Annotated in this window: 22 protein-coding genes; 10 read left to right on the plus strand and 12 right to left on the minus strand. The window is 74.7% G+C overall.

Translation table 11 applies throughout. The features are described from left to right. Positions 1-178 precede the first annotated feature (178 nt). From FYW95_RS15810 to FYW95_RS15825, 4 genes are read left to right on the plus strand one after another with little or no spacing between them, the layout of a single operon-like run. Positions 179-2005: a hypothetical protein gene (locus FYW95_RS15810; RefSeq protein ID WP_159943707.1), complete on the plus strand. Its 1827-nt coding sequence runs from the start codon at positions 179-181 to the stop codon at positions 2003-2005. Then, complete coding sequence (locus FYW95_RS15815; RefSeq protein ID WP_159943706.1) at positions 2002-3624, plus strand: RAMP superfamily CRISPR-associated protein; 1623 nt, start codon at positions 2002-2004, stop codon at positions 3622-3624. The genes FYW95_RS15810 and FYW95_RS15815 overlap by 4 nt, the downstream gene beginning before the upstream one ends. Beyond that, positions 3621-4373, plus strand: a complete 753-nt coding sequence (locus tag FYW95_RS15820; RefSeq protein ID WP_159943705.1) for a hypothetical protein — start codon at positions 3621-3623, stop codon at positions 4371-4373. The genes FYW95_RS15815 and FYW95_RS15820 overlap by 4 nt, the downstream gene beginning before the upstream one ends. Further along, positions 4370-6577, plus strand: coding sequence for a TIGR03986 family type III CRISPR-associated RAMP protein (locus tag FYW95_RS15825; RefSeq protein ID WP_159943704.1), 2208 nt, complete (start codon positions 4370-4372; stop codon positions 6575-6577). Before FYW95_RS15820 ends, FYW95_RS15825 begins: the two co-directional genes overlap by 4 nt. A gap of 49 nt (positions 6578-6626) precedes the next feature. Here the strand turns inward: FYW95_RS15825 and FYW95_RS15830 are convergent, their stop codons facing one another. Then, the gene (locus tag FYW95_RS15830) at positions 6627-7769 is read right to left on the minus strand and encodes a hypothetical protein (protein ID WP_159943703.1); all 1143 of its coding nucleotides are present in this window, start codon (positions 7767-7769) and stop codon (positions 6627-6629) included. Between the two features lie 359 nt (positions 7770-8128). Here FYW95_RS15830 and FYW95_RS15835 point away from each other — a divergent pair, with 359 nt between their 5' ends. Both FYW95_RS15835 and FYW95_RS15840 read left to right on the plus strand, forming a co-directional pair. Then, on the plus strand, positions 8129-8542 hold the full coding sequence (locus FYW95_RS15835; RefSeq protein ID WP_236567895.1) for a hypothetical protein: 414 nt from the start codon (positions 8129-8131) through the stop codon (positions 8540-8542). A 44-nt stretch (positions 8543-8586) separates the two neighbouring features. Further along, positions 8587-10737: a CRISPR-associated protein gene (locus FYW95_RS15840; protein ID WP_160050455.1), complete on the plus strand. Its 2151-nt coding sequence runs from the start codon at positions 8587-8589 to the stop codon at positions 10735-10737. A gap of 100 nt (positions 10738-10837) precedes the next feature. Here the strand turns inward: FYW95_RS15840 and pgl are convergent, their stop codons facing one another. The 5 genes from pgl to tkt all read right to left on the minus strand — a co-directional run bounded on the left by pgl (position 10838) and on the right by tkt (position 17552). Continuing rightward, positions 10838-11584: a 6-phosphogluconolactonase gene (gene pgl, locus FYW95_RS15845; RefSeq protein ID WP_159943701.1), complete on the minus strand. Its 747-nt coding sequence runs from the start codon at positions 11582-11584 to the stop codon at positions 10838-10840. Next, positions 11581-12507 carry a glucose-6-phosphate dehydrogenase assembly protein OpcA gene (locus tag FYW95_RS15850; protein WP_159943700.1) on the minus strand — a complete coding sequence of 309 codons (927 nt, stop codon included), beginning with the start codon at positions 12505-12507 and terminating at the stop codon, positions 11581-11583. Before FYW95_RS15850 ends, pgl begins: the two co-directional genes overlap by 4 nt. Before the next feature lie 28 nt (positions 12508-12535). Further along, positions 12536-14089, minus strand: a complete 1554-nt coding sequence (zwf, locus tag FYW95_RS15855; protein ID WP_159943749.1) for a glucose-6-phosphate dehydrogenase — start codon at positions 14087-14089, stop codon at positions 12536-12538. A 175-nt stretch (positions 14090-14264) separates the two neighbouring features. After that, positions 14265-15371 carry a transaldolase gene (gene tal, locus FYW95_RS15860; protein WP_159943699.1) on the minus strand — a complete coding sequence of 369 codons (1107 nt, stop codon included), beginning with the start codon at positions 15369-15371 and terminating at the stop codon, positions 14265-14267. A gap of 87 nt (positions 15372-15458) precedes the next feature. After that, a complete protein-coding gene (gene tkt / locus FYW95_RS15865) occupies positions 15459-17552 on the minus strand; it encodes a transketolase (RefSeq protein ID WP_159943698.1) in 2094 nt (697 codons plus the stop codon). 700 nt (positions 17553-18252) lie between these two features. On the opposite strand from tkt, the gene FYW95_RS15870 reads away from it, so the two are divergent. Then, complete coding sequence (locus FYW95_RS15870) at positions 18253-19218, plus strand: heme o synthase (RefSeq protein WP_159943697.1); 966 nt, start codon at positions 18253-18255, stop codon at positions 19216-19218. Positions 19219-19275: 57 nt separating this feature from the next. Here the strand turns inward: FYW95_RS15870 and FYW95_RS15875 are convergent, their stop codons facing one another. Beyond that, entirely contained in the window at positions 19276-19677 is a 402-nt protein-coding gene (locus FYW95_RS15875) for a hypothetical protein (protein WP_160050456.1), read from the minus strand. 144 nt (positions 19678-19821) lie between these two features. On the opposite strand from FYW95_RS15875, the gene FYW95_RS15880 reads away from it, so the two are divergent. After that, the gene (locus FYW95_RS15880) at positions 19822-21111 is read left to right on the plus strand and encodes a PrsW family intramembrane metalloprotease (protein ID WP_159943695.1); all 1290 of its coding nucleotides are present in this window, start codon (positions 19822-19824) and stop codon (positions 21109-21111) included. Here the strand turns inward: FYW95_RS15880 and FYW95_RS15885 are convergent. Continuing rightward, the gene (locus FYW95_RS15885) at positions 21044-22159 is read right to left on the minus strand and encodes a COX15/CtaA family protein (RefSeq protein ID WP_159943694.1); all 1116 of its coding nucleotides are present in this window, start codon (positions 22157-22159) and stop codon (positions 21044-21046) included. The genes FYW95_RS15880 and FYW95_RS15885 overlap by 68 nt on opposite strands. Before the next feature lie 132 nt (positions 22160-22291). On the opposite strand from FYW95_RS15885, the gene FYW95_RS15890 reads away from it, so the two are divergent. After that, entirely contained in the window at positions 22292-22696 is a 405-nt protein-coding gene (locus tag FYW95_RS15890) for a hypothetical protein (RefSeq protein ID WP_160050457.1), read from the plus strand. 215 nt (positions 22697-22911) lie between these two features. Here FYW95_RS15890 and FYW95_RS15895 read toward each other — a convergent pair whose 3' ends face one another. Then, positions 22912-23856 carry an EamA family transporter gene (locus tag FYW95_RS15895; protein ID WP_159943692.1) on the minus strand — a complete coding sequence of 315 codons (945 nt, stop codon included), beginning with the start codon at positions 23854-23856 and terminating at the stop codon, positions 22912-22914. Between the two features lie 6 nt (positions 23857-23862). Then, positions 23863-24249 (minus strand): hypothetical protein, encoded by a 387-nt coding sequence (locus FYW95_RS15900; protein ID WP_159943691.1) that lies wholly within the window; start codon positions 24247-24249, stop codon positions 23863-23865. A 136-nt stretch (positions 24250-24385) separates the two neighbouring features. On the opposite strand from FYW95_RS15900, the gene FYW95_RS15905 reads away from it, so the two are divergent. Continuing rightward, positions 24386-25072: an RICIN domain-containing protein gene (locus FYW95_RS15905; RefSeq protein WP_159943690.1), complete on the plus strand. Its 687-nt coding sequence runs from the start codon at positions 24386-24388 to the stop codon at positions 25070-25072. A gap of 51 nt (positions 25073-25123) precedes the next feature. On the opposite strand, the gene FYW95_RS15910 is transcribed toward FYW95_RS15905, so the two are convergent. Together FYW95_RS15910 and FYW95_RS15915 are read right to left on the minus strand one after the other, a co-directional pair. After that, on the minus strand, positions 25124-25954 hold the full coding sequence (locus FYW95_RS15910; protein WP_159943689.1) for an ABC transporter permease: 831 nt from the start codon (positions 25952-25954) through the stop codon (positions 25124-25126). Beyond that, entirely contained in the window at positions 25951-26895 is a 945-nt protein-coding gene (locus tag FYW95_RS15915) for an ABC transporter ATP-binding protein (RefSeq protein ID WP_159943688.1), read from the minus strand. Before FYW95_RS15915 ends, FYW95_RS15910 begins: the two co-directional genes overlap by 4 nt. Positions 26896-26976: the final 81 nt, after the last annotated feature.

The following is a 26976-nucleotide window of genomic DNA, read 5'->3' on the forward strand; positions in this document are numbered from 1 at the left end:
GAGGGTCCCCCCGCCCCGGAGCGGACGCCGGACGGTACCGGGACGGCACGGTGCACGGCCCCCGCCAAGAAGTGAATATTCCTCATGTTCACCTAGCGTGTGTCCCTGGTACCGGTTCCGGCGGCACCGCGCGCGCCGCGGGTCGGTGCGCCGAGGCGACGCGGAAGGAGACGGGCCCGTGGACCACCCCCCGGTGAGCGGCTACCTGCCGCTGCGCTACGTCCTCACCGACAGCCTGGCCGTGCGCACCTCCTTCGACCCGCTGCGGGTGGACTCCGAGCACACCATCAGCGGACGCGCCCAGCGGGGTATGCTCGCCGCCGCCCTGCGCCGGGCCGGGCGGACCCGGGAACTCCACGCCTGGGTGGCCCGGGGCGAGCAGGTCCGCTTCGCCCCCGCCCACCCCCGGTTGGAACCGGGCGGCGACCCCGCTCTGCCCGGCCCGCCCGAGCGGACCGCCGTCGCCTACCCGGCCCCCGCCTACCTCTACACCCCGGGCAAGGACGGCGAGACCACCGTCGACACCTTCGGCCCGACCGACCCCGCCACGCCCTACCGCGCGGTCCGCGACCCCCTCACACCCGACCGCTCCCTGCGCGCCGCCGTGCGCACCACCGCCGAGCAGTACCTGGGCTCCTCCCGGACCGGAGAGGCCGCCCAGGGGGTCCCCTTCCTCACCACCAGCCTCGACGCGGGCCAGGTCTTCGAGGCCCGCTGGCAGTTGCGCGCCCGCGACCGCGCCGCCCTGCGGGAACTGGCCGAACGCGTCGCGGCCTTCCTCGCCGAGGCCGACGGCACCCTCACCCTCGGCTCGGGCGGGACCCGCGCCCACGGCGGAGTCCGGGTCGCCCCGGTCGACCCCGACCGGCTCCTGTCGCCCGACCGGATCGCCTACGCCGGCTCCCGTTCCTGGGCGGCCGGAACCCCCGTCGACCTGCTCCTGCTCTCCCCGGCCCTGCTGACCGGAGCCGACGGCCAGGCCCGCCCCCAGGCCCTGGTGCCCGCCGTGCTCGAACTCCTGGAGCGACGCCTGCCCGGTACGGGGGTCCGCGTGCTGGCCAGCCACGTGGAGGCCGGCCTCGTCGGCGCCTACCACCGCGGTTACCGGGGGCCCATGGCCCAGCGCTGGGCCGCCCTCCCCGGCGCGGTGGTCCGGCTGGGCCTGGACCGGGACCTGGACGCCGACCAGGCCCGCGACCTGGAGGCGCACCCCCTCGGTGAGCGGCTCGTGGACGGCCACGGCCAGTTCGCCCTGCTGCCCCCGCCGCCGCCCGCCCCCGAACCCCTCGCCCCCGCGGCGGTCCCCCTCGCGGGCCGCGCCCCCGGCCCCGGCGGAGACCCCGACGGAGCACACCGCGACGGCACGGTCGACGCCGACGGCGCCGGGGACGCGCAGCTGGACGCCCTGTACGACGCGCTCCTGTGGAACGCCGCGGCCGGACCCGTCCGCGACCACGCCCGAGCCCTGGCCCGCGACCCGGCGTGCCCGCCCGCCCCGCTCACACCCGGACTGCTGGGCCGCCTGCGCGAGATCACCGCCCATGCCCACCGCGCCCCCGAGGACGTCCTGGCCGCCCTCGCGCGCACGGTCGCCAGCCGCCCGCCGGAGACCGGTTCCGCCCGGGGCCCCGGGGCCCCGCACGAGCGGGCCCTGCGCGCCCTGTCCCGGGCCCGCCTCGCCCGCCCCGGCCGGAGGGGGACGGTTCCCGTGCGGTCCTGGCTGGAGGGCGCGGCCGACGCCGCCGCCTGGTGGGCCGACAACCGGCCCGACCCCGGGCACGATCCCGCCTACGCCCGGGCGATCGCGGCGGTGGACCTGTCCCTGCCCGACGGCCTGCCCCCCGGCGACCACCCCAGCGGCCTGTCCGCCCGAGCCCGGGCATGGGAGCGGCGCGGCGCCGCACGCCTGGCCCTGCTCCTCATCTCCTCCTGGCTGGCCGAGGCCGCCCGAGTCCTGCGCGAGGAACGGGACGGGGGACGCCCGGCGGGGGGAGGCCCCCGGTGAGCGGCGGCCCCGGGGGCCCGGCGCTGCTCTGGGAGATCACCCTCCGGCTGTGCCTGCTCTCCGACACCCACGTCGGCGCCGCGCGGCCCACCCCGCGCCACGCCGCCGAGAGCGACGTGGACCTGCACGTGGACCGCGACCCGAGCACCGGCGTGCCCCGTCTGCGCGCCACCACCCTGGCCGGGCTGCTGCGCCACGAACTCGCCGCCCGCACCGGCGACCCCGCCAGCGTCCGCGCGCTCATGGGCTCCGGCCGCGAACGCGCCCTGCCCGGAGGGGCGCCCGCCACGAGCGCCCTGGAGGCGGACGACGCCCCCGCCGAACTCCCCGAGGGCGCCACGGTCACGGTCCGCACCGGTACCCGGGTCGACCCGGCCGCCGGCACCGCCCAGCCGGGCCGCCTGTGGCGGTGGGAGGTCCTGCCCGCGGGCACGGTCTTCACCGCGCACCTGCGGCTGAGCGTACCCGCGCCCGCCGACGAGGCCCGCCTGCTCACCCTGCTCCTGCTGGCCTCCGGCGGCCTGGAGGGGGTGGGCCCCGGCGTGCGCGTGGGGGGCCGCACCGGTCGCGGCTACGGCGCCGTCCGCGCCACGCACTGGGCCGTGCGCCGCCACGACCTCACCGACGAGCGCGACTGGTTCGCCTACCACGGCCGCACCTGGGCCGAGCGCTGGGCGGACGGGGCCGCCGCGGTGGCCGACGCCCCCGGCGACCTGGCCACCGCCCTGACCGAACGCCTGCGCCGGTGCGGCCGGACGGCCACCGCGGCCCACCTGGCCGCCCGGGCCCGCCAGCCCGACCGCCGCCACCGCGCCGAGCTCCACCTCACCCTGGCCGTCGCCGAGCCCCGCGACCCGCTGGCCCCTCCGCCGCGCCGGACCCGGCCGGGAGCACTCCTGATCGCCGACGACCCCGCCCCCGAACGGCTGGGCACGGCGGACCGGGCCCACCGGCACCGCCCCGTCGTCTCCGACCCCGACAAGCCCGTCGTCCACGCCGGCCCCGTCCTGGGCGAGACGGCGCTGTTCGCCCTGCTCAAGCGGATCAGCGGCCGTCTGGTCCGCGACGCGGCCGAGCACCTGGGCGCACCGGCCGACCGGTGGCGCGGCTGGCACGACCGCTGGTGGGGCGCCGACACAGACCGGAGCGGCCGCCCCCGGCCCTCGCGCGTCCGGTTGCGCGCCGCGCCCGCCCTCACCGGCGGCGCGCCCCTGACCATCACCCGCCTGACCGTGGACGCCCTGTTCGGCGACGCCGTGGACGGACACCTGTTCACCACCGACCTGCACTGCGGCGGCGCCGCCGAGGCGGTCGTGGACGTGAGCGAACCCGACGACGCGGTACGCGGCCTGCTGGCCCTGCTCGTGCGCGAACTGGCCACGGTCGCCTTCGACACCGTGGGCGCGGGAGCGGGCAGCGGGCAGGGACGTCTGACGGCCACGCGTGCCCTCCTGGTCACCCACCCCGGCGGCGGGGAGCCCCCGCACACGGTGGACCTGCTCACCGCCGTGTTCGAGGAGGAGAGCCCCGAGGCCGCCACCGCGCGCGACTGGCTGGACGCCCTGCGCGCCGTCCTCGCCCCCGCGACCGCCGACGGCGCGAAGGAGGCGCCCCGGTGAACTCCGACCCTCCCCGCCCGCACGGGCTGACCGCGCACCGCCTGACCGCGGCGCAGGTCGACGCGGTCCTGTCCGACGTCCTGGTCCGCGGCCGGCGCTGCCGCCTGCTCGACACGGGCACCGGGGACGTCCCCGGCGGGCCCGGTCAGCCCCAGTGGCTGCTCGCCGAACTCGGCGACGGCCGCCTCACCGGAGCCTGCCCCGGCGACCGGTGGCGCCGCTCGGACGAGCCCCCCACCGCGCACCTGTCGGCCGCGCCGCCCTTCTCCGAGCGCTGGCGGATCCTGGAGGTGCTCGTCTTCGGCCCGCACGCGCAGGTCCGCGTCGGCGAGGGGGCGGGGGCCGGATGGATCAGCGCCGACGCCCCCGGCGCGCTCCCGGAGTGGCTGCGCCCGCGCGACCGCTCCTTCCTCCTCCAGGGCTGGAACGGACCCGACCACAGCCGCGCCCTGGAGGGCGACGTGCCCCTGTCGGTGACCGGTGAGCCCTCCGGGACCCGGGCCGTCCTCCCGGTGGCCTGGGCCGACTTCTCCGGGACCCCGCGCCCCGAGCCCGGGGGCAGGACCGCCCTGGAGAGCTCCGGCACGTGGCTGACCGTACGCGAGTACTGGGCCAGCGACCCCTGCACCGGCGCGGTGGGGGTGGCCTTCCACCGCCTCACCGGTATGCGCACGGGCCCCAAGCCGACCGGACCGGAGTTCGACGTGGGCACCGGGGACGAGATCCGCCGCAGAGGGGAACGAGGGTGAGCCCGCGCCCGGGCCGGAGGTCCGGCGACGACGCGTCCGGCCCGCGGCCCCGGGGCGCGCCCTTCCACGCCACCGCGCCCTACGGGCTGGTCCGCCTCGCCGACACCCCCATGCCCGCCAGCGACCTGCACGGGGGCCACTCCGCCGAGGCTCTGCTACGCAGCCACGACCGCACGGTGGAGGGCACCCACTCGGGGTGGATCGACCTGACCCTGACCACGCTCACCCCCACCTTCGTCGGCCAGGCCCCCGAACGTGGGCGGGCCAGCTCCTCCCTGCGCTTCCCCCACGGCGACCGCCGGCTGCCCGCCATCCCCGGGTCCACCCTGCGCGGACTGGTGCGCAACACCGTGCGGATGCTCACCAGCGGTGAGACCGGGCCGGTCAACACCCCCATGCTGTTCTTCCGGGCACCCGTGCGCATCGACCCCGACAACGCCGACAGCGCACTGTCCACCCGGGCCCGGCGGGTCATGGCCCGCCGGCACGCCCAGTACCGCAGGCGCCGCGCCGGGCTACGCACCAAACAGGGGTTCCTGTTCCACTCGCCCCCCGACGGGCGCTGGTACGTGGTCGGGGTCCCCGCCACCCCGCTGTCCGAGCCCGGCCAGGCGCTCAAGGTGCCCTTCGCGGTCCTGCGCGAGAGCCTGCGCGCCTGGGACTTCGGGGTCCAGGACTTCCCCGACCCGCCCCGGAACAACACCTATGTACCCACGACCCATGAGCAGCACGGCCACCTGCAATACCGGTGGGTGTACGCCGTCCACCTTCCCGGAGAGCGCCGCGTGGCCGCCGTGGCGCCCACCGAGGAGGAGGCCCGCGCCCACCTGGCCGCCCGTGCGGCACGGGACCGCGGCCGGGGCGGCGTGGTCCCGGCCCTGCTCGTCCTGACCGGGGTCGCGGCGGGGGAGCGCCGCAACGCCTACCTCTTCCCCCGCCCCTCCGACCTGGGCGGGCGTCTGCGCGTTCCCGACGCGATGGTGGAGCTGTTCGAGTCGGCCGAACAGGTCACCGGCTACCAGCGCGCCGCCTTCCCCGACACCCTCGGTACGGGCCCCGCGGACCCCGCCCGCGCACCGGTCGGCGGGGCGCACGGCGGCGGCCTGCCCCGGCGCAGCCTCGAACCGGTCTGGTTCGACCTCGACGCCTCCGGGGCGGTGGTCTCCTTCGGGCGCTCCGGCGGCTACCGGATCGCCGTCAGCGACGACAACCCGGTCCGCCGCGCGCTGCCCGCACCCCTGCTCGGAGCCCAGCACGGGGACCCCGACCGGGCCGCGCTGGCCGGACGCACCGTGGACGTGTGCCGCGCGCTGTTCGGCGACACCGACACCTTCGCCGGGGCGGGCGGCGCCTCCAAGGGCCGTGTGTCCTTCGGCAGCGCGCTGAGCGAGGACCCCGACCCCGACTACCCCGACGGCGCCGCCCTGCGCGTCCAACTGCTCTCGCCCCAGCGCGGCTGCTTCGCCAACTACCTGGTACAGGGGCCCGACGCCGTCTCCGGGGACCGGCCCGACGTCGTCACGTGGTCGCACGAGGGCCGGGTGCGCCTGAGCGGGTACAAGGCCTACCTGCACCGGCACCGCGAGGACCTGGGCAGGCCGGTCCGCTACGACGCGCGCGCCCAGGAGGAGCTGGGCCTGGAGGTGCTGGAACCGGGGGTGCGGGCCGAGCCGCCCCGCGACACCCAGCGCGACGTCATCCCCCTCCGCGACGGCCTCACCTTCCACTCCCGCATCACCTTCACCAACCTCACCGAGGGCGAACTCGGTGCGCTGCTGCGCGCCCTGCTGCTGGACAACCCCGTGGACGGCGGGGACCCCGCGGACCCCCCGCACGCCCACAAGCTCGGCATGGGCAAGTCCCTCGGTATGGGCAGCGTGCACCTGCGCCCGGAGCTGTACCTGGTGGACCGGCGCGCCCGCGCGCTGGACCTTCGCCCCGGGGCCGGGGTCACGCGCGCCGACGAGGACCTGGTCCGGGGGTTCCTGGACGCGTTCGGCGCCGCGCTGGCCGGCAGGCGCCTGCAGGGTCCTCCCGACCCCGGGCGGTGGCGGGAGGTGGATCAGGCGGTGGACGTGTGCCTGGCCAGCCGGTGGCGCGGGCGCCTGCCCTGGTCGGCGACCGCGGTGATGTCGCTGCGCGAGTTCGCCGAGTACCCCGTGCTGCCCCCGCTGACCCGGCGCTTCCGGGACGCCAGGGGGTAGGGGCTGAACGGATCGGCGTGCGACCACGCCCCCGGCCGGCCGCCACGGGTCAGCCGCCGATGGTCTCGGCGAGCGCCTCCAACAGGTCCGCGCGCAGGTCGGGGTCGTCCTGGGCGCCCGCCCACAGCGCGGGCACGGCCGGTCCCTCCTCCAGCAGCTCGCACAGCAGGGTGTCGAGCGCCTCCTCGGGATCGGACTCGAAGGCGGACCGCGCCCCCTGCGCGCGCTCGGTCAGCTCCAGGGCGGTGCGCCGCAGCCAGGCCCGTTCCGCCGCGCCCAGAACCTCGCGCCGCCCGCCGGGGTCGCCGTGGGGCTCGGTGTCGGGAACGGGGGAGTAGGGGGCGCTGCGCGCCCGGCCGCGCGCCCGCTGCACCAGGGCGAAGTGGGCGGGCATGTCCACCGCCATCCGGCCCAGGACGCCGGTGAGCCTGCGCGCCACGTCCTCGCCGTTCATCCCGGGCAGCAGGCGGCGCAGCAGCAGGCGGCGCCGCTGGTCGGGGGTGCGTCCGGGGTCGGCGTCGCGCCCGGAGGCGAGTTCGGCCAGCTTGCGCAGCAGGTAGTCGCCGGTGGCGGTGGAGACCATGGGCGGTTCCCGGACCTCGGTCAGCGCGCGCCCGCGCAGGTCGGCCACGGGCACCGCGCTGCCGTCCTCGGTGAAGGAGACCGTCTCACCCGGGTGGATGTCCTCGGGCAGGTCGGCCGCGGGGTTGCCCCAGCCCGCCGTGAGCACCAGCAGGGCCAGGGCCTCCTGCTCGACCACGTCCGTGGCGACCCGGGACACGTCGCGGCGCTGTGCCCAGCGGCGGGGGCGCTCGGAGAAGGCGCAGCGGACCCGCCCGTCGGCGCCGGTCTGCGGATAGACCCGGCGCAGGTTCTTGTAGGAGCGGTCCCGGCGCACGTCGTCCAGGGCGTCGCGCAGCCGGTGGGCGGCGGTGCGGTCGACCCCCGCCTCTCCGGGGGCGGCGCGCCTCATGCGCACGGCGACGACGCTGTCGGGGTCGCCTCCGTGCACCGGGCACGGGCAGTGCTCGGCGCACAGGTCGACATAGTCGCAGAACTGTTCGGCGTGGCCCGAACAGCCCTGCGCGGTTCCGTCCGCGGAGCAGGGCCCGCACCCCAGGACACGCGTGAAGACGCGCAGGAAGGCGGCGGAGCCGAACAGCTCCCAGGCGGAGCAGTGGTGCGTGCTCACGAACTCTTCTCCCCGGTGGTCCGGGGCCGGGTCGCTTCCCCAGCCCTCCGGGAAAGCGCGTGCGAGAGAAACGTGAGACCTCAGGTGGCACCCCCGCGTCAACGGGAGACCGGGCATCAAAGTAGTGCCACCGCGGTGAAAATGTCAATTGTCGGACCCACGTACCAAGCAGTACAAAGTATTCGATAATTAACTGAAATGGATATCAGCCACAATGGCCTCATCCCTTTCTCCTGTTTCGGTCCGACCGGTGGGCGGGCGCCCCCGGATGTGTCCGAGAGACTGCGGTGAGGGCCCCGCGACGGGGCACGCCACGGAGGTGGCCCGTGCGGCCGCCGGACCCAGGGGGAGGTCGCCGTATGCGGGTGGTCAACCTGACGCCGCATGTGGTGACACTCGTGGACGAGAGCTCGCGCGTCATCCGGAGCTGGCCCCGGTCGTCCGACCCCGCCCGGGTGGAGGCCGTGCGCGTCCCGGCGGGGCTGAAGGTGGCCGGGGCGCCGCTGATGACCGAGGAGCGCACCCGCGCCAACCTGCCCGAACCGCAGGAGGGGGTGTGGTTCATCGTCTCCTCCGTGGTCGTCTTCGCCCACCCCGAGCGCGAGGACCTGCTCGTCCCCTCCGACCTGGTGCGCGACGGCAGCGGCGCGGTCACCGCCTGCCGCTCGTTCGTGGCCAGCGGCTTCCCGTCGTGGTGCGGCGCACGCGGGCGGCCCGGGGACTCCGCCCAGGAGAGGGTGGGCGCGGCCTCCGGCACCGGCCCGGACCAGTAGCGTGGTCCCGCCGCCCCGTCCGCATCCCCGCCGCAAAGGACGCCGTGGACACTCCCCGCGCCGCCGTCGTACTCGTCGGGCAGAACCCCACCCCGGCGCTGCTGTCCTCGCTCACCCTGCCCGCCGAGCACCTGGCCCTCGTGGCCAGCGACGGCACCCGGCCCCCGGCCCTGCGGGTCGCCGCGGCCGTCGAACGGCTGGGCTGCCACGCGTCGGTGCGGGTGGTGAGCGTGGGTCCCGACCCCCACGACTTCGGCCCGGTCACCGACACCCTCCGGGCGCTGCACCGGGCCAACGGGGGAGAACCCTGGTTCCTCGACTACACCGGCGGCACGAAGGTCATGAGCGTGGCCGCCGCCCTGCTGCACGAGCAGGCCCTGCCGCTGGAGCGCCACCCCCGGGCGCGCCGCTGGCGGCACTACCTCGACACCGTCCACGACACCCTGCGCACCGCCGACGGATCCGGGCGCCCCGTCGTCAGCGACGGCGTGGACCTGCGCACCCTGGCCGCGATCCACGGCGCGTACTGGCTGCACGACCGCGACCCCGAACCCGTGCGCCTGGTCGTGCAGGGGGGACGTCAGGCCCTCCAGGCCCGCTTCCCCGACCTGTCCCCGGCGGTGCGGCGCGGTGTCGTCGCCGAGGGACGCCTCCTCTCCCATCTGCTGCGCCACACCCGCCGCCAGCCCGACACCGAGGTCGTCGGACCGCGCCAGGTCGCCGACCCGCGCCACCCCGAGGACTCCGTCGCCGACTTCGACGCCGTCGTGCGCCACCGCCACCGCGTGCTGTGCGTGGAGACCAAGAGCCGCCCCGAGGACGTCGTGGCCCGCGCGGGGTGGACCGTGGCCAAGGCCCGCCGCGTCTTCGGCACCGCCGTCCAGGTGCTGTTCGTCTACTCGGGCCCCGCGGTCCCGGGACTGCGCGAGCGCGTCACCGCCTACAACCCCGCCCTGACCCCGCGCACCGTGCACGTGTGGAACCTGGACGAGCTGCTCTCCCGCCTGACCTCCTTCGAGGACCTCCGCAGGGTCTTCTTCCCCGGCCTGGGCGGCCCGCCCCCCGCGGCGCCGCCGGGCCGGAACCCGCTCCCGGACCCGGAGCCGGGAACGTGCCCCGAGCACCACCCCGGCCCCGAGGACCGGCCCGTGCTCGTCACCTCCCTGGGCGGCAGCCGCCTGGGCACGCTCACGGCCCTGCACGCCCACCGGCCCGCCCGCGCCCTCATCCTGCCCTCGCGCCAGAGCGTGCGCGACGGGGTGCGCGAGTCCGCCGCCCGCACCCTCCGCGCCGCCGAGCACCCCGGCGCCCCCCGGGCGGACGCCGCCCTGCTTCGGGAGAGCGGGTACCGCGACCGGGTCCGCTTCACCCCCGACCCCGTCGACGGCTCCGACGCCGACGCGGTCGCCTCGGTGGCCCAGGCGTGGATCGTCGGGGAACGGGACGCCGACCCCGCTCCTCCGGTCATCGTCGACATCACCACCGGAACCAAGGCGATGAGCCTGGGCCTGGCCCTGGCGGCCCGCCGCACGGGCGCCTGCACCACCTACCAGTTGGCCCGCGGGCGCACCGTGGTCTGCCTGACCCACGGCCCGCTGCCCCTGCGGGGCCGGGCCAGCGTGGACTGGCCCCTGGTCCTGCCCGGGTACACGCCGCTCACCGGCGCGCCCCTGTCCGACCGGGTGTGCCGCACGGCCCGGACCCAGGTGGACACCGCCCTGCTCGACGCCGCCCGCGCCGCCCTGGTCCGGGCGGCCAGCGGCCCGGTCGGGGTGTGGATGGACGCATCCCTGGGCGGGGCCGAGGAGTGCCTGACCGCCCAGGAACGGCCCAGCCTGGTGCTCACCTTCGACGACCGCGCCGTGGGGCTGACCGCCCCGGCCTGGCGCCGGCGCCGCACGCCCGGCGGACCGGTCCGGGAGGTCGGCCGGGGCGCGTGGGCCCAGAGCGTCTTCGCGGCCACCCTGCACCTGAACACGCGCTGCGACGTGGCCGGGACGGTGATCGCCCTGACCCGGCCCGGCGGCGACGTCAGCCGCGCGGTGGAACTCGTGGACTGGATCGCCCACCACGCGGACGGGGAGGGCCCGCCCGACCGGATCGCCTTCGGCGAACCGCTGCGCCCCCTGGTCGTGGTCGCCGACCCCGACGCCGCCCTCCCCCCGCTGCTGCGCACCGACGTCAGCTCCCTGTGAGCCCGCGCCCGACCCGGCGCCCGCCCGCTCCCGCGAGCACACGGGGCGGCCCCGGCCGGACCGGTGCCCGGACCGGGGCCGCGCCCGGGGCTCGGAGGCCCTACAGCCGGGAGGCCGCCGCCTCGTCCAGCCAGAACACGGTCCGCTCCGACCCCCGGGCACCGGCCACGGGGGCCTCGTCGACGTCCGCCCCCGACAGGCCCAGGCGCACGGCCTCGGCCTTGCCCTCGCCCGAGGCCAGCAACCACACCTGGCGGGCGGAGCGGATCGAGGGCAGGGTCAGGGTGACCCGCCGCTGCGGGGGCTTGGGCGAGTCGTGCACCGCGGCCACCGAGGCCTCGTCCTCGCGCACGCCGGGCAGCCCCGGGAAGAGCGAGGCCACGTGCGCGTCCGGGCCCACGCCCAGCAGGCACACGTCGAAGACGGGCACCGGGCCCGCGCCGCGCGCCGCCACCGCCAGCTCCCGGCCGTACCGGGTGGCCGCGTGCTCGACGTGGTCTCCGTCCATCCCGTCGGAGGCGGGGATGGGGTGCACGTGGTGCGCGGGGATGTCGATCGCGTCGATCAGGGCCCGGCAGGCCTGGGTCTCGTTGCGCTCGGGGTCCTTGTCCGGGAGGAACCGCTCGTCGCCCCACCACAGGTGCACGTGGGACCAGCTGATCGAGGCCTCCTTGGCGCGGTCGCGCAGCGCCTCCAAGGTGCGGATGCCGATCCCGCCCCCGGTCAGCACCAGGTGGAAGTCGCGCTTGTCCGCCTCGGCCTGGACGATCATGTTCACCAGCTTCAGCGCGACGCTGTCGGCCAGCTCGCCGGCGTCGGCGTGACGGATGATCTCCGGTTCGCTCATACTCGTGCTCCGCTTCCGGAGAGCAGCGACTCCAGGTGGCGGGCCGTGCTCTCGTAGGTCTCGTCAGGGTCCAGGCGGCGCAGTTCCTCGGCCAGCGCGCTGGAGGCCGAGCGGCGTGCCAGCGCCACCGTCTGGTCCGGCTGGCCGAACCGCGACAGGGTGGCCACCCGGCCGTCCACCCGGGAGATCACGATGTCCCCGTGGTCGGTGTGCAGCCGGACCTCGGTCAGGCCGGGTCCGTGGGAGGTCTCGCGGTCCACCCGCACCTCCAGCCGGTCCGACAGCCAGGCCGCCAGCAGTTCCGCGCTCGGGTAGTGCGACTCGGCCGTCACGCTGGCCGAGGTCACCCACCCGCACGGCTGGTCCATGGCACTGGCCAGCAGCGAGCGCCACGGCGTCAGCCGGGTCCAGGTCAGGTCGGTGTCCCCGGGGCGGTAGTGGGCCACCCGCTCCATCAGGTCGCCCAGCGGGTCCGGGGCGCGCAGGGCGTCCGTGATCCGCCGCTGGGCCAGGCGGCCCACCGGGTCGGCGGCCGGGTTGGCCGGGCCCACGCCCGGCCACCAGGCCACCACCGGCGCGTCGGGCACCAGCAGCGGGGTGACCACCGAGTCGGCGTGCTCGCCCAGCGGCCCGTACAGCCGCAGCAGCACGGCCTCGCCGGGGCCGGAGGTGCCCGGGCGGCGGATCTCGGCGTCGATGGCGGGTTCGGCCTCGGGGTCGCGCCGGATCAGCGCCACCACGCGCGAGGGGTGTTCGCGGCCCGCCTCGGTGGCGGCGCGCACGGCGTCGTAGTGGTCGGCCTCGTCGGTGACGATGACCAGGGTCAGCACCATGTTCATGGCGCCGCCGCCCACGCTGTGCCGCTCGGCCATGAGCGCCTCGGCGATCTGCGCGGTGGTGGTGCGCGGCAGGTAGAGCGTCATCGGTTCCTCCCGGCGGTGTCGTGGCTGGTCACGGGCGCCGCCACTGGCGGCCGTCCCGGGCGAGCAGTTTCTCGGCCGACTCCGGCCCCCAGGTGCCCGAGCCGTACTGTTCGGGCTGGCCCTCCTTGGCCCAGTACTCCTCGACCGGGTCCAGGATCCGCCAGGACAGCTCCACCTCCTCCTGGCGCGGGAACAGCGGCGGGTCGCCGATGAGCACGTCCAGGATGAGGCGCTCGTAGGCCTCGGGACTGGCCTCGGTGAAGGACTGCCCGTAGGTGAAGTCCATACTCACCTCGCGGACCTCCATGCTGGCCCCCGGCACCTTGGAGCCGAAGCGCAGGGTCACGCCCTCGTCCGGTTGGATGCGCAGCACCAGGGCGTTCTGCCCCAGCTCGCTGACGTCCGAGCGCGGGAACAGCTGCTGGGGGGCGGCCTGGAAGACCAGCGCCACCTCCGTCACCCGGCGGCCCAGCCGCTTGCCGGTGCGCAGGTAGAACGGCACGCCCGCCCAGCGGCGGGTGTTGACCGCCAGCTTCAGCGCGGCGTAGGTCTCGGTCACCGAGTCGGAGGGGATCCCCTCCTCCTCCAGGTAGCCGCGCACCGCCGCGCCGCCCTGCCATCCCGCCGCGTACTGGCCGCGCGCGGTGCCCGTGGCCAGGTCCTCGGGCAGCGACACCGAGGCGAGCACCTTCTCCTTCTCCGCGCGGATCGCGTCCGCGTTGTAGGAGAGGGGCTCCTCCATCGCCACGAGCGCCAGCAGTTGCAGCAGGTGGTTCTGGATGACGTCGCGGGCCGCGCCGATCCCGTCGTAGTAGCCCGCGCGGCCGCCCACGCCGATGTCCTCGGCCATGGTGATCTGCACGTGGTCCACGTAGCTGCGGTTCCACAGCGGTTCGAACAGGGTGTTGGCGAAGCGCAGCGCCAGGATGTTCTGGACGGTCTCCTTGCCCAGGTAGTGGTCGATGCGGAACACCGACGAGGGCGGGAACACGTCGTCCACCACCGCGTTCAGCTCCTGGGCGCTGGCCAGGTCGTGCCCGAAGGGCTTCTCGATGACCACGCGCCGCCACGGCTGGACCCCTCCGGGCCGCTCGGCCTCCTCGCCTGCCTCGGCCAGACCGCACCGCTTGAGCTGCTTGAGCACGGTCGGGAACAGCTTGGGCGGCAGCGACAGGTAGAACGCGTAGTTGCCGCCGGTGCCCCGCTCGGCGTCCAGCTCACGCACGCAGTGGGCCAGGCGGTCGAAGGCGTCGTCGTCGTGCAGCTCGCCCGAAACGAACTTGACCCCCTCGCTCAGCTGGCGCCACACGTCCTCGCGGAAGGGGGTGCGCGAGTGCTCGCGCACCGCCTGGTAGGCCTGCTCGGCGAAGTCCTGGTCCTCCCAGTCGCGGCGGGCGAAGCCGACGAGGCCGAAGCCCGGCGGCAGCAGCCCGCGGTTGGCGAGGTCGTAGATGGCGGGCAGCAGCTTCTTGCGGGCCAGATCGCCCGTGACCCCGAACAGCACCAGCACGCTGGGTCCGGCGATGCGGGGCAGTCTGCGGTCCAGGGCGTTGCGGAGCGGGTTGGGGACCGCTCCGGGCATCACCGGTTCTTTCACCTGGATTCCTCCGTGGATGCCCCCGCCCTCGGCGGGGGAGGAAACGGACGGTTTTCTCGTGTCGAGGGCGGCCGGTGGGGCGGCTGCGGCCCGTGGCGGGCGGGGCCGCTCACGCCGGACGGCCGCCGCGGGGGCGCGCCCCCGCGGCGGCCGCGGTACCTCAGGAGAGCTTGTCGAGCTTGGCCGACAGCGCGCCCAGGAGGCTGTCCCAGGACTTGACGAACTTGTCCACGCCCTCCTGCTCCAGCACGGCGAACACGTCGGTCAGGTTCACTCCGGCGTCCTCCAGGGCGGCGAAGTCGGACCGGGCCTGCTCGTAGGTGCCCAGGACGGTGTTGCCGCCGATCCGTCCGTGGTCGGCGGTGGCGTCCAGGGTGGCCTGCGGCATCGTGTTCACGGTGTCGCGAGCCACCAGCTCGCTGACGTAGAGGGTGTCCTCGTAGGAGGGGTCCTTCACACCGGTGGAGGCCCACAGCGGGCGCTGCGGCTTGGCGCCGTGCTCCTCCAGCGCCTTCCACTCGGCGGAGGCGAAGACCTCCTCGTGGGCCTCGTAGGCCAGGCGGGCGTTGGCCAGGGCGGCGCGTCCGCGCAGGGCGAGCGCCTCCTCGGTGCCGATCTCCGTCAGGCGCTTGTCCACCTCGGTGTCCACGCGGCTCACGAAGAAGGAGGCCACGGACTGGATGCGGGACAGGTCGTGGCCGTTGGTCCGGGCCAGCTCCATCCCCTCCAGGAACGCGTCCATCACCTGGCGGTAGCGCTCCAGGGAGAAGATCAGCGTGACGTTGACGCTGATGCCGTGCCCCAGCGCCTGGGTGATCGCGGGCAGGCCCGCGGCGGTGGCCGGGATCTTGACCATCAGGTTGGGCCGGTCCACCAGCCACCACAGGGCCTTGGCCTCGGCGACGGTGCGCTCGGTCTCGTTGGCCAGGCGCGGGTCCACCTCCAGCGAGACCCGGCCGTCGACGCGGTCGGTGGCGTCGTAGACCGGGCGCAGGACGTCCGCGGCCCAGCGGATGTCGTAGGCGGTGATCATGCGCACCGCCTCCTCCACCGACACGCCCCGCACGGCCAGCTCGTGCACCTGCTGGTCGTAGGCGTCGCCCTCGGAGAGCGCCTTGTCGAAGATGGTGGGGTTGGAGGTCACGCCGACCACGTGGTGGGTCGAGACCAGCTCGGCCAGGTTGCCCGAACGCAGCCGCTCGCGGCTGATGTCGTCCAGCCAGACGGACACGCCCGCCTGGGACAGGTCCTGGAGTGCGTTGCTCATGGGTTTCTCACGCCTTCCTCGGGGCGGAAACGGTGCCGCCCCTGGTCGCACACCGGGCCCGCCGGGGTTCCCGGCGGGCCCGCCGGGTCAGCTTCCGGCCTTGGCGAGGCTCTTGCGAGCGGCCTCGACCACGGCCTCGGTGGTGAATCCGAACTTCTCGTACAGGACCTGGTAGGGGGCCGAGGCGCCGTAGTGCTCCAGGCTGACGGACTCGCCGGCGTCGCCGACGTAGGCGCGCCAGCCCATGGCGATCCCGGCCTCCACCGAGACCCGTGCGCGCACCGAGGGCGGCAGCACCTGGTCGCGGTAGGCCTGGTCCTGGCGCTCGAACCACTCCACACACGTCATGGACACCACACGGGTGGGCGTACCCGCCTCCTGCAGGACCTTGCGGGCCTCCAGTGCGATCTGCACCTCACTGCCGGTGGCGATGAGGATCACCTCGGGCGCGCCGCCGTCGGCCTCGGCCAGCACGTATCCGCCCTTCACGGCGCCCTCGGCGGAGGCGTACTCCTCGCGGTCCAGGACGGGCAGGTTCTGCCGGGTCAGCGCCAGCGCGGTCGGACGGTCGCCGTTCTCGATCACCGAGCGCCACACCACGGCGGTCTCGTTGGCGTCGGCCGGGCGGACGACGTCCAGGCCGTGGATGGCGCGCAGCGCCCACAGGTGCTCGACCGGCTGGTGGGTGGGGCCGTCCTCACCCAGGCCGATGGAGTCGTGCGTCCACACGTAGGTGACCGGCAGCTGCATGATCGCGGCCAGGCGCACCGCGGGGCGCATGTAGTCGCTGAAGACCAGGAACGTGCCGCCGTAGGGGCGGGTGGGGCCGTGCAGGGCGATGCCGTTGAGGATCGAGCCCATGCCGTGCTCGCGCACGCCGAAGTGCAGCACGCGTCCGTAGGGGTTGCCCGGGAACATGCCGCTGGCGCGGTCGAAGGGCAGGAAGGAGGGCTCGCCCTTGGGCGTGGTGTTGTTGGACCCGGCCAGGTCGGCCGAGCCGCCCCACAGCTCCGGCAGCACCGGGGCGATGGCGGAGAGGACCTCGCCGCTGGCCTTGCGGGTGGCCATGCCCTTCTCGCTGGGCTCGAAGAAGGGGACCTCCTTCTTCCAGCCCTCGGGCAGGCGGCCCTCGACCAGGCGGTCGAACAGCTCGGCGTGCTCGCCGGCGCTGTCGTGCCAGGCCCGGAACTCCACCTCCCAGGCCTCGCGGGCCTCGCGGCCCCGCTCGACCGCGCGGCGGGTGTGCTTGATGACCTCGTCCTCCACGGCGAAGGGCTCGTCGGGCAGGCCCAGGATCGCCTTGGTGGCCGAGACCTCCTCGGCGCCGATGGCCGCGCCGTGGATGGCGCCGGTGTTCTGCTTGTTGGGCGCGGGCCAGCCGATGATGGTGCGCAGGCGGATGAAGGTCGGGCGCTCGGTCTCGGCCTTGCCGCGCAGGATCGCCTGGTACAGGGCCTCGACGTCCTCGACGTACTCGCCCGTGGCGGTCCAGTCGACCTCCTCCACGTGCCAGCCGTAGGCGCGGTAGCGCTCGGCGACGTCCTCGGAGTGGGCGATGCGGGTGTCGTCCTCGATGGAGATCCGGTTGTCGTCCCAGACCATGATGAGGTTGCCCAGCTTCTGGGTCCCCGCCAGCGCGCTGGCCTCGTGGCTCACGCCCTCCTGGACGTCGCCGTCGGAGCAGAACGCGTAGATGTGGTGGTCGAAGGGACTGGCGCCCGGTCCGGCCTCGGGGTTGAACAGGCCGCGCTCGCGGCGGGCGGCCATGGCCATGCCGACCGCGTTGCCCAAGCCCTGTCCGAGCGGGCCGGTCGTGGTCTCCACGCCGGGCGTGTGGCTGAACTCCGGGTGGCCTGGCGTGCGGCTCTCCCACTGGCGCAGGCTCTTGAGGTCCTCCAGCTCCAGCCCGTACCCGGCGAGGTAGAGCTGGATGTACAGGGTGAGGCTGGAGTGGCCGACCGAGAGGACGAAGCGGTCCCGGCCCGTCCACTCGGGGTCGGAGGGGTCGTGTCGCATGACCTTCTGGAAGAGGAGGTAGGCGGCGGGCGCCAGGCTCATGGCGGTGCCGGGGTGGCCGCTACCCGCCTTCTCGACCGAGTCCATCGCCAGCGCCCGGACCGTGTTGACGGCACGGAGGTCGAGGTCCGACCACTCCAGGGTTTGCGGGGTGTGGGTGCTCACGGACTTTCGTTCTCCTTCTCGGGCACCCCCGGCGCCCGGAGGCCGGGGCGCGGGGTGGTGTGTCGGTTGCGTTGGTCTGCCGCCGCCGGGCACCCCGCCGCCGCGCGGCGGGACCGGGGAGAACGCGAGGGGATGGGGTCCGCGCCCGGCTGCCCGGGACAGGCGGACACGCCACCTCCGGCATCCCCCGTACGACGGCCGTCGCGGCCTGGGAACCACGACGAGTCCGGCCGTGTTCGAGCCTATCGTTCGGCGCCGAAGATGTCGTTGGCCGACACCTCCCCTTACTGGCTGGTAGCACGGTGATCTCGGCTATGTCGGCTCCGTATGGCAATGGGTTCGGCACCCTCCGTGCGTTCCCGGGGCGCCGTCGGAGGAGGGGGCGGCGCGTGGCAGGCTGGGGGAGTGCGGGGGCGGGCGCGAGCCTGCTGTGCGCCCGGCGGCCCCAGCACGGCGTACCACCCCGGGACCAGGGGGTTTCACTGGCGAGGGGGCTGGTCCACGGTCCCCGCGAGGAAGTACTACAGTATGTCGTTGACGGGGTTTCCGCCGATCCTGACGCTTTGTCGGTCCGCTCTACCCCGCGTGGCGAGCAGTGTCGAGACCCCTAGAGTTGTCGAGGTATCCGCGTGTCTGAAACCGAGCCGGCGACCCCCGCGGGGGCGCGAGCGAGCCGTCCGGCAGTGGGGACGCGGTACTGATGGCCCTGGTCAACCGCGCTCCGCGAACGAACCCGGACGGCGCCGGGCCCGAGGCCGCCCGCACGGCCTCCCTCGGCCAGTGCGTCCGCGCCTACGTCGCGCTGTCCAAGCCCCGCGTCATCGAGCTGCTGCTCATCACCACCATCCCGGTGATGTTCGTCGCCGCCGGAGGGGTGCCGCCGCTGTGGACCGCGGTGGCCACCCTGGTCTTCGGCACCATGTCCGCGGCCAGCGCGAACGCCATGAACTGCTACATCGACCGCGACATCGACCGTGAGATGCGTCGCACCCGCCAACGCCCCGGCGCGATGGAACTGGTGACGCCCCGCGGCGCCCTCACCTACGGGCTCGTGCTCGCCGTGGGCTCCACGGTCGGGTTCGCCGCGCTGGTCAACCCGCTCTCGGCGGCGCTGTCGGCCTTCGCGATCCTGTTCTACATCTTCGTCTACACGATGCTGCTCAAGCGGCGCACCGCGCAGAACGTCGTGTGGGGCGGCATCGCGGGCTGCATGCCCGTGCTCATCGGCTGGGCCGCGGTCACCGACAGCCTGGACTGGGCGCCGTTCGTGCTGTTCCTGGTGGTCTTCTTCTGGACCCCGCCGCACACCTGGACGCTCGCCATGCGCTACCGCGAGGACTACGCGCAGGCCAAGGTGCCCATGCTCCCGGTGGTGGCCAGCGACCGCCGCGTGCTCCTGGAGTGCGTCCTCTACAGCTGGGCCACCGTGGCGGTCTCGCTCGTCTTCTGGCCGGTGGCCGGCACCACCTGGTTCTACGGCGCGGTGGCCCTGGCCCTGGGCGCGCTGCTGGTCCTCCAGGCGCACCGCCTGCTCCAGCGCTCCCGCGCCGGCGTCACCGGCGCCCAACTGAAGACGATGGGCTTCTTTCACCTGTCCAACGCCTACCTGGCGCTGCTGTTCGTGGCGGTCACCGTCGACCCGCTGATCGCCAACGCGCTGGGCTGAGGCCCGCGCTTCCCCGCCCCCAGGGGGCGGCGCGCTCCCCGGGGCCAGCTCCGGCGCTCAGTTCCTGCGCCAGGCCAGCACGGTCGCCCACACCGCGGTCCCGGTCAGCACCAGGGCCAGCGGTACGTGGACCTGCAGGGGCCCGTAGGTGCCCAGGGTCGCCTGTGGGAAGCCCAAGCCGAACGCCAGCAGGCTGACCAGCAGGACCGTGCGGGCCGGACCCGGACCGAGCCCCGAACCCCGCCAGTACAGGACCGCTGCCAGCACCTGGAGCGCGGCCGCCGTGTGCACGCCGAAGGCCCCGTAGTAGTGCAGGGGCAGTGCCTCGGTGTTGAAGGTGACCAGTTGTCCGGCGGTCGCCCCCTCCCACAGGATCGCGGCCAGGTGCAAGAGCACGGCGACGCGCAGGAACCACAGCGCGCCCGTGGGGGTGGCGGGGGTGGCGGTCGTTCGCTCCATGCTGCGGTCCCTTCCCTGGGAAAAGCGCGCCTCTCGTGGCGGGGACTACGATCCTGCCCCATCCGGGGCGAGGCGCGCACCCGCCTCCGTCCGGAACGGGGGCCGGAACCGTGCTGGCCGGGCCTCCCGCTACGATCGGTGCCCATGCCCCGTCTCGACAGTAAGGCCATCCTCCAAGGCCGACGCTCCCGCTACTCGATGACCCTCATCCTGGGGACCACCCTCAGCGTGCTCTGCATGGCCGGGATGCTGGTCTACCTCTGGCTGCTCGCCCTGGCCGGAGGGGCCGCCGCCGGTATCGACGGCGGGCTCGGCTTCGGCATCAGCCTGGTGGCCGCGGTCATCCCGGTGTGCATCCTGGTTCCGCTCATCCTCATGCTCGACCGCATCGAGCCCGAACCCGGATGGGTGCTGTTCTTCGCCTTCGCCTGGGGAGCGGGTGTGGCCGTGGTGGCCTCCCTGCTGCTCAACAGCTGGGGGCTGGCCCACGTCACGGTGCCGCTGTTCGGGCAGGAGGCGGGCGACTTCCTGGCCGCGTCGGCGGTGGCCCCACTGGTGGAGGAGAGCGCCAAGGGCGCGGTCCTGCTCATCCTGCTCTGGCGCCGCCGCCACGAACTCGACACCTTCACCGACGGGGTGATCTACGCCGGGATGGTGGCAACCGGCTTCGCCTTCACCGAGAACATCCTGTACTTCCTCAGCGCGTTCTTCGACGGGACCCTGGTGGCCACCTTCGCCATCCGGGGGCTGGTGGCCCCGTTCGGGCACCCCATCTACACCGCGATGATCGGGATCGGCGTGGCCTACGCCGCCATGCGCACCGGCTGCCTGCGCCTGCTGGCGCCGGTTGCGGGCTGGGCGGCGGCCGTGCTGCTGCACGGCATGTGGAACGGGTCCACCTACTTCGGCTGGCACGGCCTGGCCGCGGCCTACATGGTGCTCTTCGGCGTGCTCATGGGCGTCCTCGCGCTGGCCGCCCGCGACCGCCAGCGCCAGATCGGCGCGATCGCCCGCTACCTGCCGCCCTACGTCCCCACCGGGTTGGTCACCCCGGCCGACATCACCATGCTCAGCTCCCTGAAGGGGCGCCGCCAGGCCCGTGAGTGGGCGGCCCGCAACGCCGGGCGCAGGGGCCGCGAGTCGATGCGGGAGTACCAGCTGGCCGCGACCGAGCTGGCGCTACTGCACCAGAGGATGGACGCCGGTCTGGTCCGCCGCGACTGGAAGGTGCACCGGGATTCCTTCCTGGCGCTCATGCACGTGGCCAGGGACACCTTCCTGGGGCGGCTGCCTCAGCCGGTGGCCCCCGGCTGGGCGGAGAGCCCCACCGACTCGGGTTTCCTGCGCCGGTCCGACTTCGCGCACGTCATCGCCCAGGCGCGGGCCCAACAGGAGCAGACTCCGCGTCACGGCGGTCAGCGGGGTCCTCGCTGAGCTCCTGGCCGGGCGGCACCAGGCGGGTGGTGGAGAAGTACAGGCGGCAGATGGCCACCCAGGTCAGCGTTGAGCCCAGCACGTGCAGGACCACCAGGGCCTCGGGTAGCCCCAGAGCGTACTGGGTGTAGCCGAGCACGCCCTGCAGGACCACCGTGACCAGCAGGAACAGGCTGCTCACGCGGACCGGGCGGCGGGCCTCACCGCGGAAGGCGATGGTCGCGGCCAGGACGGCGCCCGCCGTGGTGAGCCAGGCCAGCGCCGAGTGCAGGCGGGTGACGGCGGGCAGGTCGAAGGCCCAGCGGGGGGCGGCGGCGTCGCCGCCGTGCGGACCGGTGCCGGTGACCACGGTCCCGGCCACCAGCAGGAAGAAGCCGACCACGAGCAGGCCGATGCTGAGCGCGTGCAGCATGGGGCCCGCGGACACCTGGGGCCTGCCCTGGGGTTCGCGGCAGCGCACGTACAGCGCCACCGTGACGAAGACCACCACCATGGACAGCAGGAAGTGCGCCGCCACCGAGGCGGGGTGCAGGTCGCTCCAGACGGTGATGCCGCCGACCACACCCTGGCCCAGGACGCCGACCGGGACGATCGCGGCGAGCCGGAGCAGGTCGCGGCGGCGCGGCCGGGTCCGCAGGACCGCGACCAGGGTGATGACGGCGACGGCCAGCACGATGAAGGTGAGCGTGCGGTTGCCAAACTCCACGGCGGCGTTGAACGCGGCGTGCCCGGTGTCCACGGGGACGAAGCTCTCGGGTGTGCACTTGGGCCACTCCGAGCAGCCGAGCCCGGAGGAGGTCACGCGCACGGTGGCGCCGGTGACGGCGATCCCGGCGTTGACCACGATGTTGCCCAGGGCCCAGGCGCGCAGCGACCGCCGGGTGGGGTTCCAGATGGTGCGCGCCAGCAGGACCAGCGCCAGGACTCCGGCCGCCGCGACGACGATCTGCCAGCCCCACAGGGGGACTCCGAGAAGGACGATGTCCTCCGCCGCGAGCGGGGGAGGCGTGGTCGCGGCGGACGCCGCGTAGGCCGGGGCAACAGACATACGACAGACTGTAGTACATCGCTGTGGGGTCCGGTCGCGCCCCCTGGCCTCGTCACCCGTGCCGACGCCGTCCAGTGGCGAATGGAGGGGAGCCCGCCTGTAGGCGGGCTCCCCCGGTGTCGGGCGACCCTAGTGCTTGACGATGCACGGGTTGACCAGGGCCAGGTTCAGGTTGATTTCCCCGAGCGACTGCGGCTTGTTCAGGCAGGGCTGGTAGTTGCCGCCGACGACGACGGCTCCGCCGCCTCCGGCTCCACCAGCGGCTCCGACGCCTCCGGCTCCACCAGCGGCTCCGGCGCCCCCGGCGCCCCCGCCGCCTCCGGCTCCACCAGCGGCTCCGACGCCTCCGATGCCTCCGGTGCCTCCGGCACCTCCAGCTCCAGCGGGGGCTCCCGCGCCCCCGGCGGCCCCAGCGCCCGCGGCGGTCCCGCCGCTTCCTGCAGCCCCGCCGTCCCCGGCGCCTCCGCCTCCTCCGGCGGAGGCGTTCCCGACGCCCATGCCGAGAAGGCCTGCGGTGCACAGAGCGGTCATCATTAGTTTCGCGGTCGTGCGCATGGTTTTCCCTTCGCATGTGAGTGGTCGGACCAGTTGACCGACTCACCTGCCCTGATAACCATTTGTGTCACATCGAAAACATAGAGTGATATTTTCGGTCTTTTTCCTGGCTTTCGGACAGGATGCTCCAACCGGCCGCAAGGGGGCGCGTCGCGGTGGTCCCGCCCGTGGCGGAGTCTCCGCCACCGGTTTCCGGTTCAGCGGTCCTGGGGATGCTCGTCCGAAAGGGGGGTAGGGGCCTCATCGGCCCCCCCATCGTCGTCATCCCGTCCTGCCGAGGTGCGGGTGGAGCCCGCGCTGGCAACGATCACGCAGGCCACCGCCACCCACTGCCACGGGGTGAGCGCCTCGCCCAGCAGGACCAGGCCCACGAGGGCCGCCGCGGCCGGTTGCAGGCTCATCAGCACGCCGAACACCCTCGGCGGCATCCGGCGCAGCGCGGTCAGTTCGAGGGTGTAGGGCACCACCGAGGACAGCACCCCGACCACCAGGCCGAACAGCAGCAGCCGCCAGTCCAGCAGGGCCGCGCCGCCCTCGGCCACGCCCATCGGCGCCATGACCAGCACGCCGACCACGCTGGCGAGGGCCAGTCCGGAGGTACCGCTGAACCTGCGGCCCGTGGCCGCGCTCAGCAGGATGTAGCCCGCCCAGGCAACCGCGGCCAGGACGGCGAAGGCGACCCCCAGCGGATCCATCGAGCCCGACTCCAGGCCCAGCGCGACCACACCCAGCCCGGCCATGGCCGCCCACAGCACGTCGATCCGGCTGCGCGAGCCCAGGAGCGCGATGGCCAGGGGCCCCAGGTACTCGATGGTGACCGCGATCCCCAGCGGGATGCGCGCGAAGGCCTGGTAGATGAAGAAGTTCATCATCGCCAGCGCGGTCCCGTAGCCCGCGACCACCAGCCAGTCACCGCGTGGGCGGGCGCGCAGCGCCGGGCGGGCCACCAGCACCAGGAGCACCGCCGAGGTGAGCAGCCGCAGCCACACGACCGCGGCCGGGGGCAGCGCCTCGAACAGACTCTTGGCCACCCCCGCGCCGGTCTGCACCGAGACGATCCCCACGAGCACCAGCCAGACCGGGGGCACCGCCTCCGCCACACGGAGGAGGAGGGGTGCCTGCGAACGGTCCGGAGTGCCCATGGGGAATCATCCTATGTTTTCCGGCGTCCTCTCCGCCTCCCCCCGGTCCGCGGTCCGCTCCGCCGCGCTCCGTCCGGCGCGGGCGCCCGGGGCCGCCGGCCGGGTCAGGGCCGCCGCCAGCAGCAGCATCCAGGCGACCGTCGCCACCAAGGGCTGGAAGAGGGTCATGACCAGGCCGTACACGGTCCGCTCCGCCTGGTCGGTGAGGATCTGCAGGCCGATCCACAGGTAGGGCAGGGCCGCGGCGGCCAGGTTGGTTCCCAGCGCGGCCCACACCAGTCCCGGCCGACCCGGCCGCCGCCACGCGAGCAGCGCGCCGCCGACCACGAGCAGGAGCAGCGGTGGTCCGAGCTGGCGGACCGCGACGAACCAGGGCACTCCGAAGGCTTCCATGGCCGGACCCTACCGACTCCGCGGCGGCACCCAGAAACCTCCGCGAACGTGCGCCAAAGGGGCAAGTGGTGTGAAATAGACCGAGCCGTGGCCTTTCCCGCGGCCGCCACCCCCGTACCCCGCTGGAGTCCCCCTCATGTCCCGACGCCGAGCCCGAGCCCACGACGTCCCCCGCTGGCCCCTGGCCGCCGCGGCCCTGGCCCTGTTCCTGGTCGCGGTCATCGGCGGCTACACCGGGGGACTGGTCGCCGCCGAGGGGACGCAGGCGGAGGAGACCGACCTCAGCCCGGTCTCGGGCATCCTCGTCGAGCCGCCCGGCGCCCCCGAGGAGCCCCGGGAGAGCGAGGAGCCCGAGGAGGAGCCGGAGGAGGAGGTGGTCCACCCGGCGGGTCTGGACCCCGAACTCCTCTACGTCCTGCAGAACGTGCACGGGGGCCGCGTCATGGACGTCGCCAACAAGTCCACCGACAACGGCGCCCCGGTCCACCTGTGGGACCGCCACGACGACTCCAACCAGCGGTGGCGGTTCATCCCCGTGGAGGGCGGCTTCTACGAGATCGAGGGCGACGGCAGCGGCAAGCTCCTGGAGATCCCCACCGACCCGGCCGCCCAGCCTGGGGCGGCACTGCTCACCCGCACCGGCTCGCCCAACCAGCACTGGTCGCTCGTCGAGGTCGGCCCCGGGGTGGTGCGCCTGCTCAACCGGGCCACGGGACAGGCCCTGGAGGGCCAGGGCGGCTCACCCGACAACGGCGCCCTGGTCGCCCAGGCCGCCGACGGCGGCCACGCCCACCAGCAGTGGCGCCTGATCCCCCTGGGCTGAGCCCCGGCGAGGCCGTGCTCGGGTCGGGCCGGCCGGGTTCCCGGTCGGACCCTAGTCCCAGCGGAAGAGGCGGCTGGCCAGCAGGCCCGCCAGGACCGTCCACACGGCCAGCACCGCGAACGCGCCCGCGCCGGGAAGGGAGCCGTCGGCCAGCACGGCGCGCAGCCCCGAACTCAGCGCCGTGATCGGCAGCACCGAGGCCGCCTGCTCCAGCGGGCCGGGGAAGGAACTGGTGGGGAACAGCACCCCGCCCAGACCCAGCATCAGCACGTAGACCAGGTTGGCCCCGGCCAGGGTGGCCTCGGCCCGCAGGGTGCCCGCCATGAGCAGGGCCAGCGAGCTGAACGCGGCGGTCGCCAGCAGCACCAGCGCCACCGCCGCCAGCACGCCGCCCGGGTGCGGCACGGGCGACCAGCCCAGCGCCAGGGCCACGGAGCACAGGACCACGCCCTGGATCACCTGCACGCCCAGGACCGCCAGGGTCTTGGCGGCGAGCAGGCCGAACCGGGACAGCGGCGTCGCGCCCAGCCGCTTGAGCACGCCGTAGCGGCGCTCGAAGCCGGTGCCGATGGCCAGGCCCGTGAACGAGGTGGACATCACCGCCAGTGCCAGCACGCCGGGGGTGAGCGCGTCCACCCGCGAGTCCCCGCCCACGTCCAGGACCGCGGTGAGGCTGAAGCCCACCAGCAGCAGCACCGGGATGACCATGGTCAGCAGGAACTGCTCGCCGTGGCGCAGCGTCACCCGCAGTTCCATGGCCGCCTGGGCGGTGATCATCCGCCACAGCGGTGCCGCCCCGGGCGCGGGGGTGAACAGCACGGCGTCCCCGCTCCGGGACGGAGCGGTGGCGCCGGCGGAGGCGGTGGAGGTGTGCTCGGTCATTGGTCGCGCAGTTCCCGGCCGGTGAGTTCGAGGAAGACGTCTTCGAGGGTACGCCGACGCACGCGCAGGTCCTCGGCCAGGATCCCGGCCGAGGCGCACCAGGCGGTGACCGTGGCCAGGAAGTCCGGGCCCAGCGCGCCGGGGTCGTCGGTGGTGGCCGTGTACTCGCGCCGGCCGCCCGCGGCCTCCTGCGAGCCGACCCGGCTGCCCGCGGGCAGGGCCGCCTCCAGCAGCGCGGTGTCCAGGGGGGCGTCGGTGGAGAAGCACACCTCGCGGCGGCCCCCGGTCAGCTGGGCCGGACTGCCCTCGGCGACCACGGCCCCGTGGTCGATGACCACCACGTGGTCGGCCAGCCGCTCGGCCTCCTCCATGTAGTGCGTGGTCAGGATCACGGCCACGCCCGCCTCGCGCAGGGCCGACACCAGGTCCCAGGTGGCCATGCGCGCCTGCGGGTCCAGGCCCGCGGTCGGCTCGTCCAGGAAGACCAGTTCGGGGCGCCCCACCACGGCGCACGCCAGCGACAGGCGCTGCTGCTGGCCGCCGGACAGGCGGCGGAAGGGGGTGGCGGCCACGGAGGTCAGCCCCAGCCGCTCCAGCAGCAGGCGGGGCTCGATCGGGCTGGCGTGGAAGGAGGCCATCAGCCGGAGCCACTCGGCGGCGCGGGCGCCGGTGGGCACCCCGCCGGACTGCGGCATCACCCCGACGCGGGGCTTGAGCGCGGCGGCGTCGGCGAGGGGGTCCAGCCCCAGCACCCGTACCCGCCCGCCGTCGGCGCGGCGGAAGCCCTCGCAGATCTCGACGGTGCTGGTCTTGCCCGCCCCGTTGGGTCCGAGCAGTGCCGTCACCGCGCCCCGGCGCGCGCTGAAGGTGAGGCCGCTGACTGCGGTGGTGGCGCCGTAGCGCTTGACCAGGTCGACGACCTCGACCGCGGCTGTGTCCATGGGCCCTGAGTCTACGTGCGGCCCGGCGGGGCGGCTCACCGCCCCGAGCCGGCGGAGCACCCTACCCGGGTGCGCACAGCG

The sequence above is a fragment of the Nocardiopsis sp. FR4 genome, from assembly GCF_009830945.1.
In the GTDB taxonomy this organism is placed as follows: Bacteria; Actinomycetota; Actinomycetes; order Streptosporangiales; family Streptosporangiaceae; genus Nocardiopsis.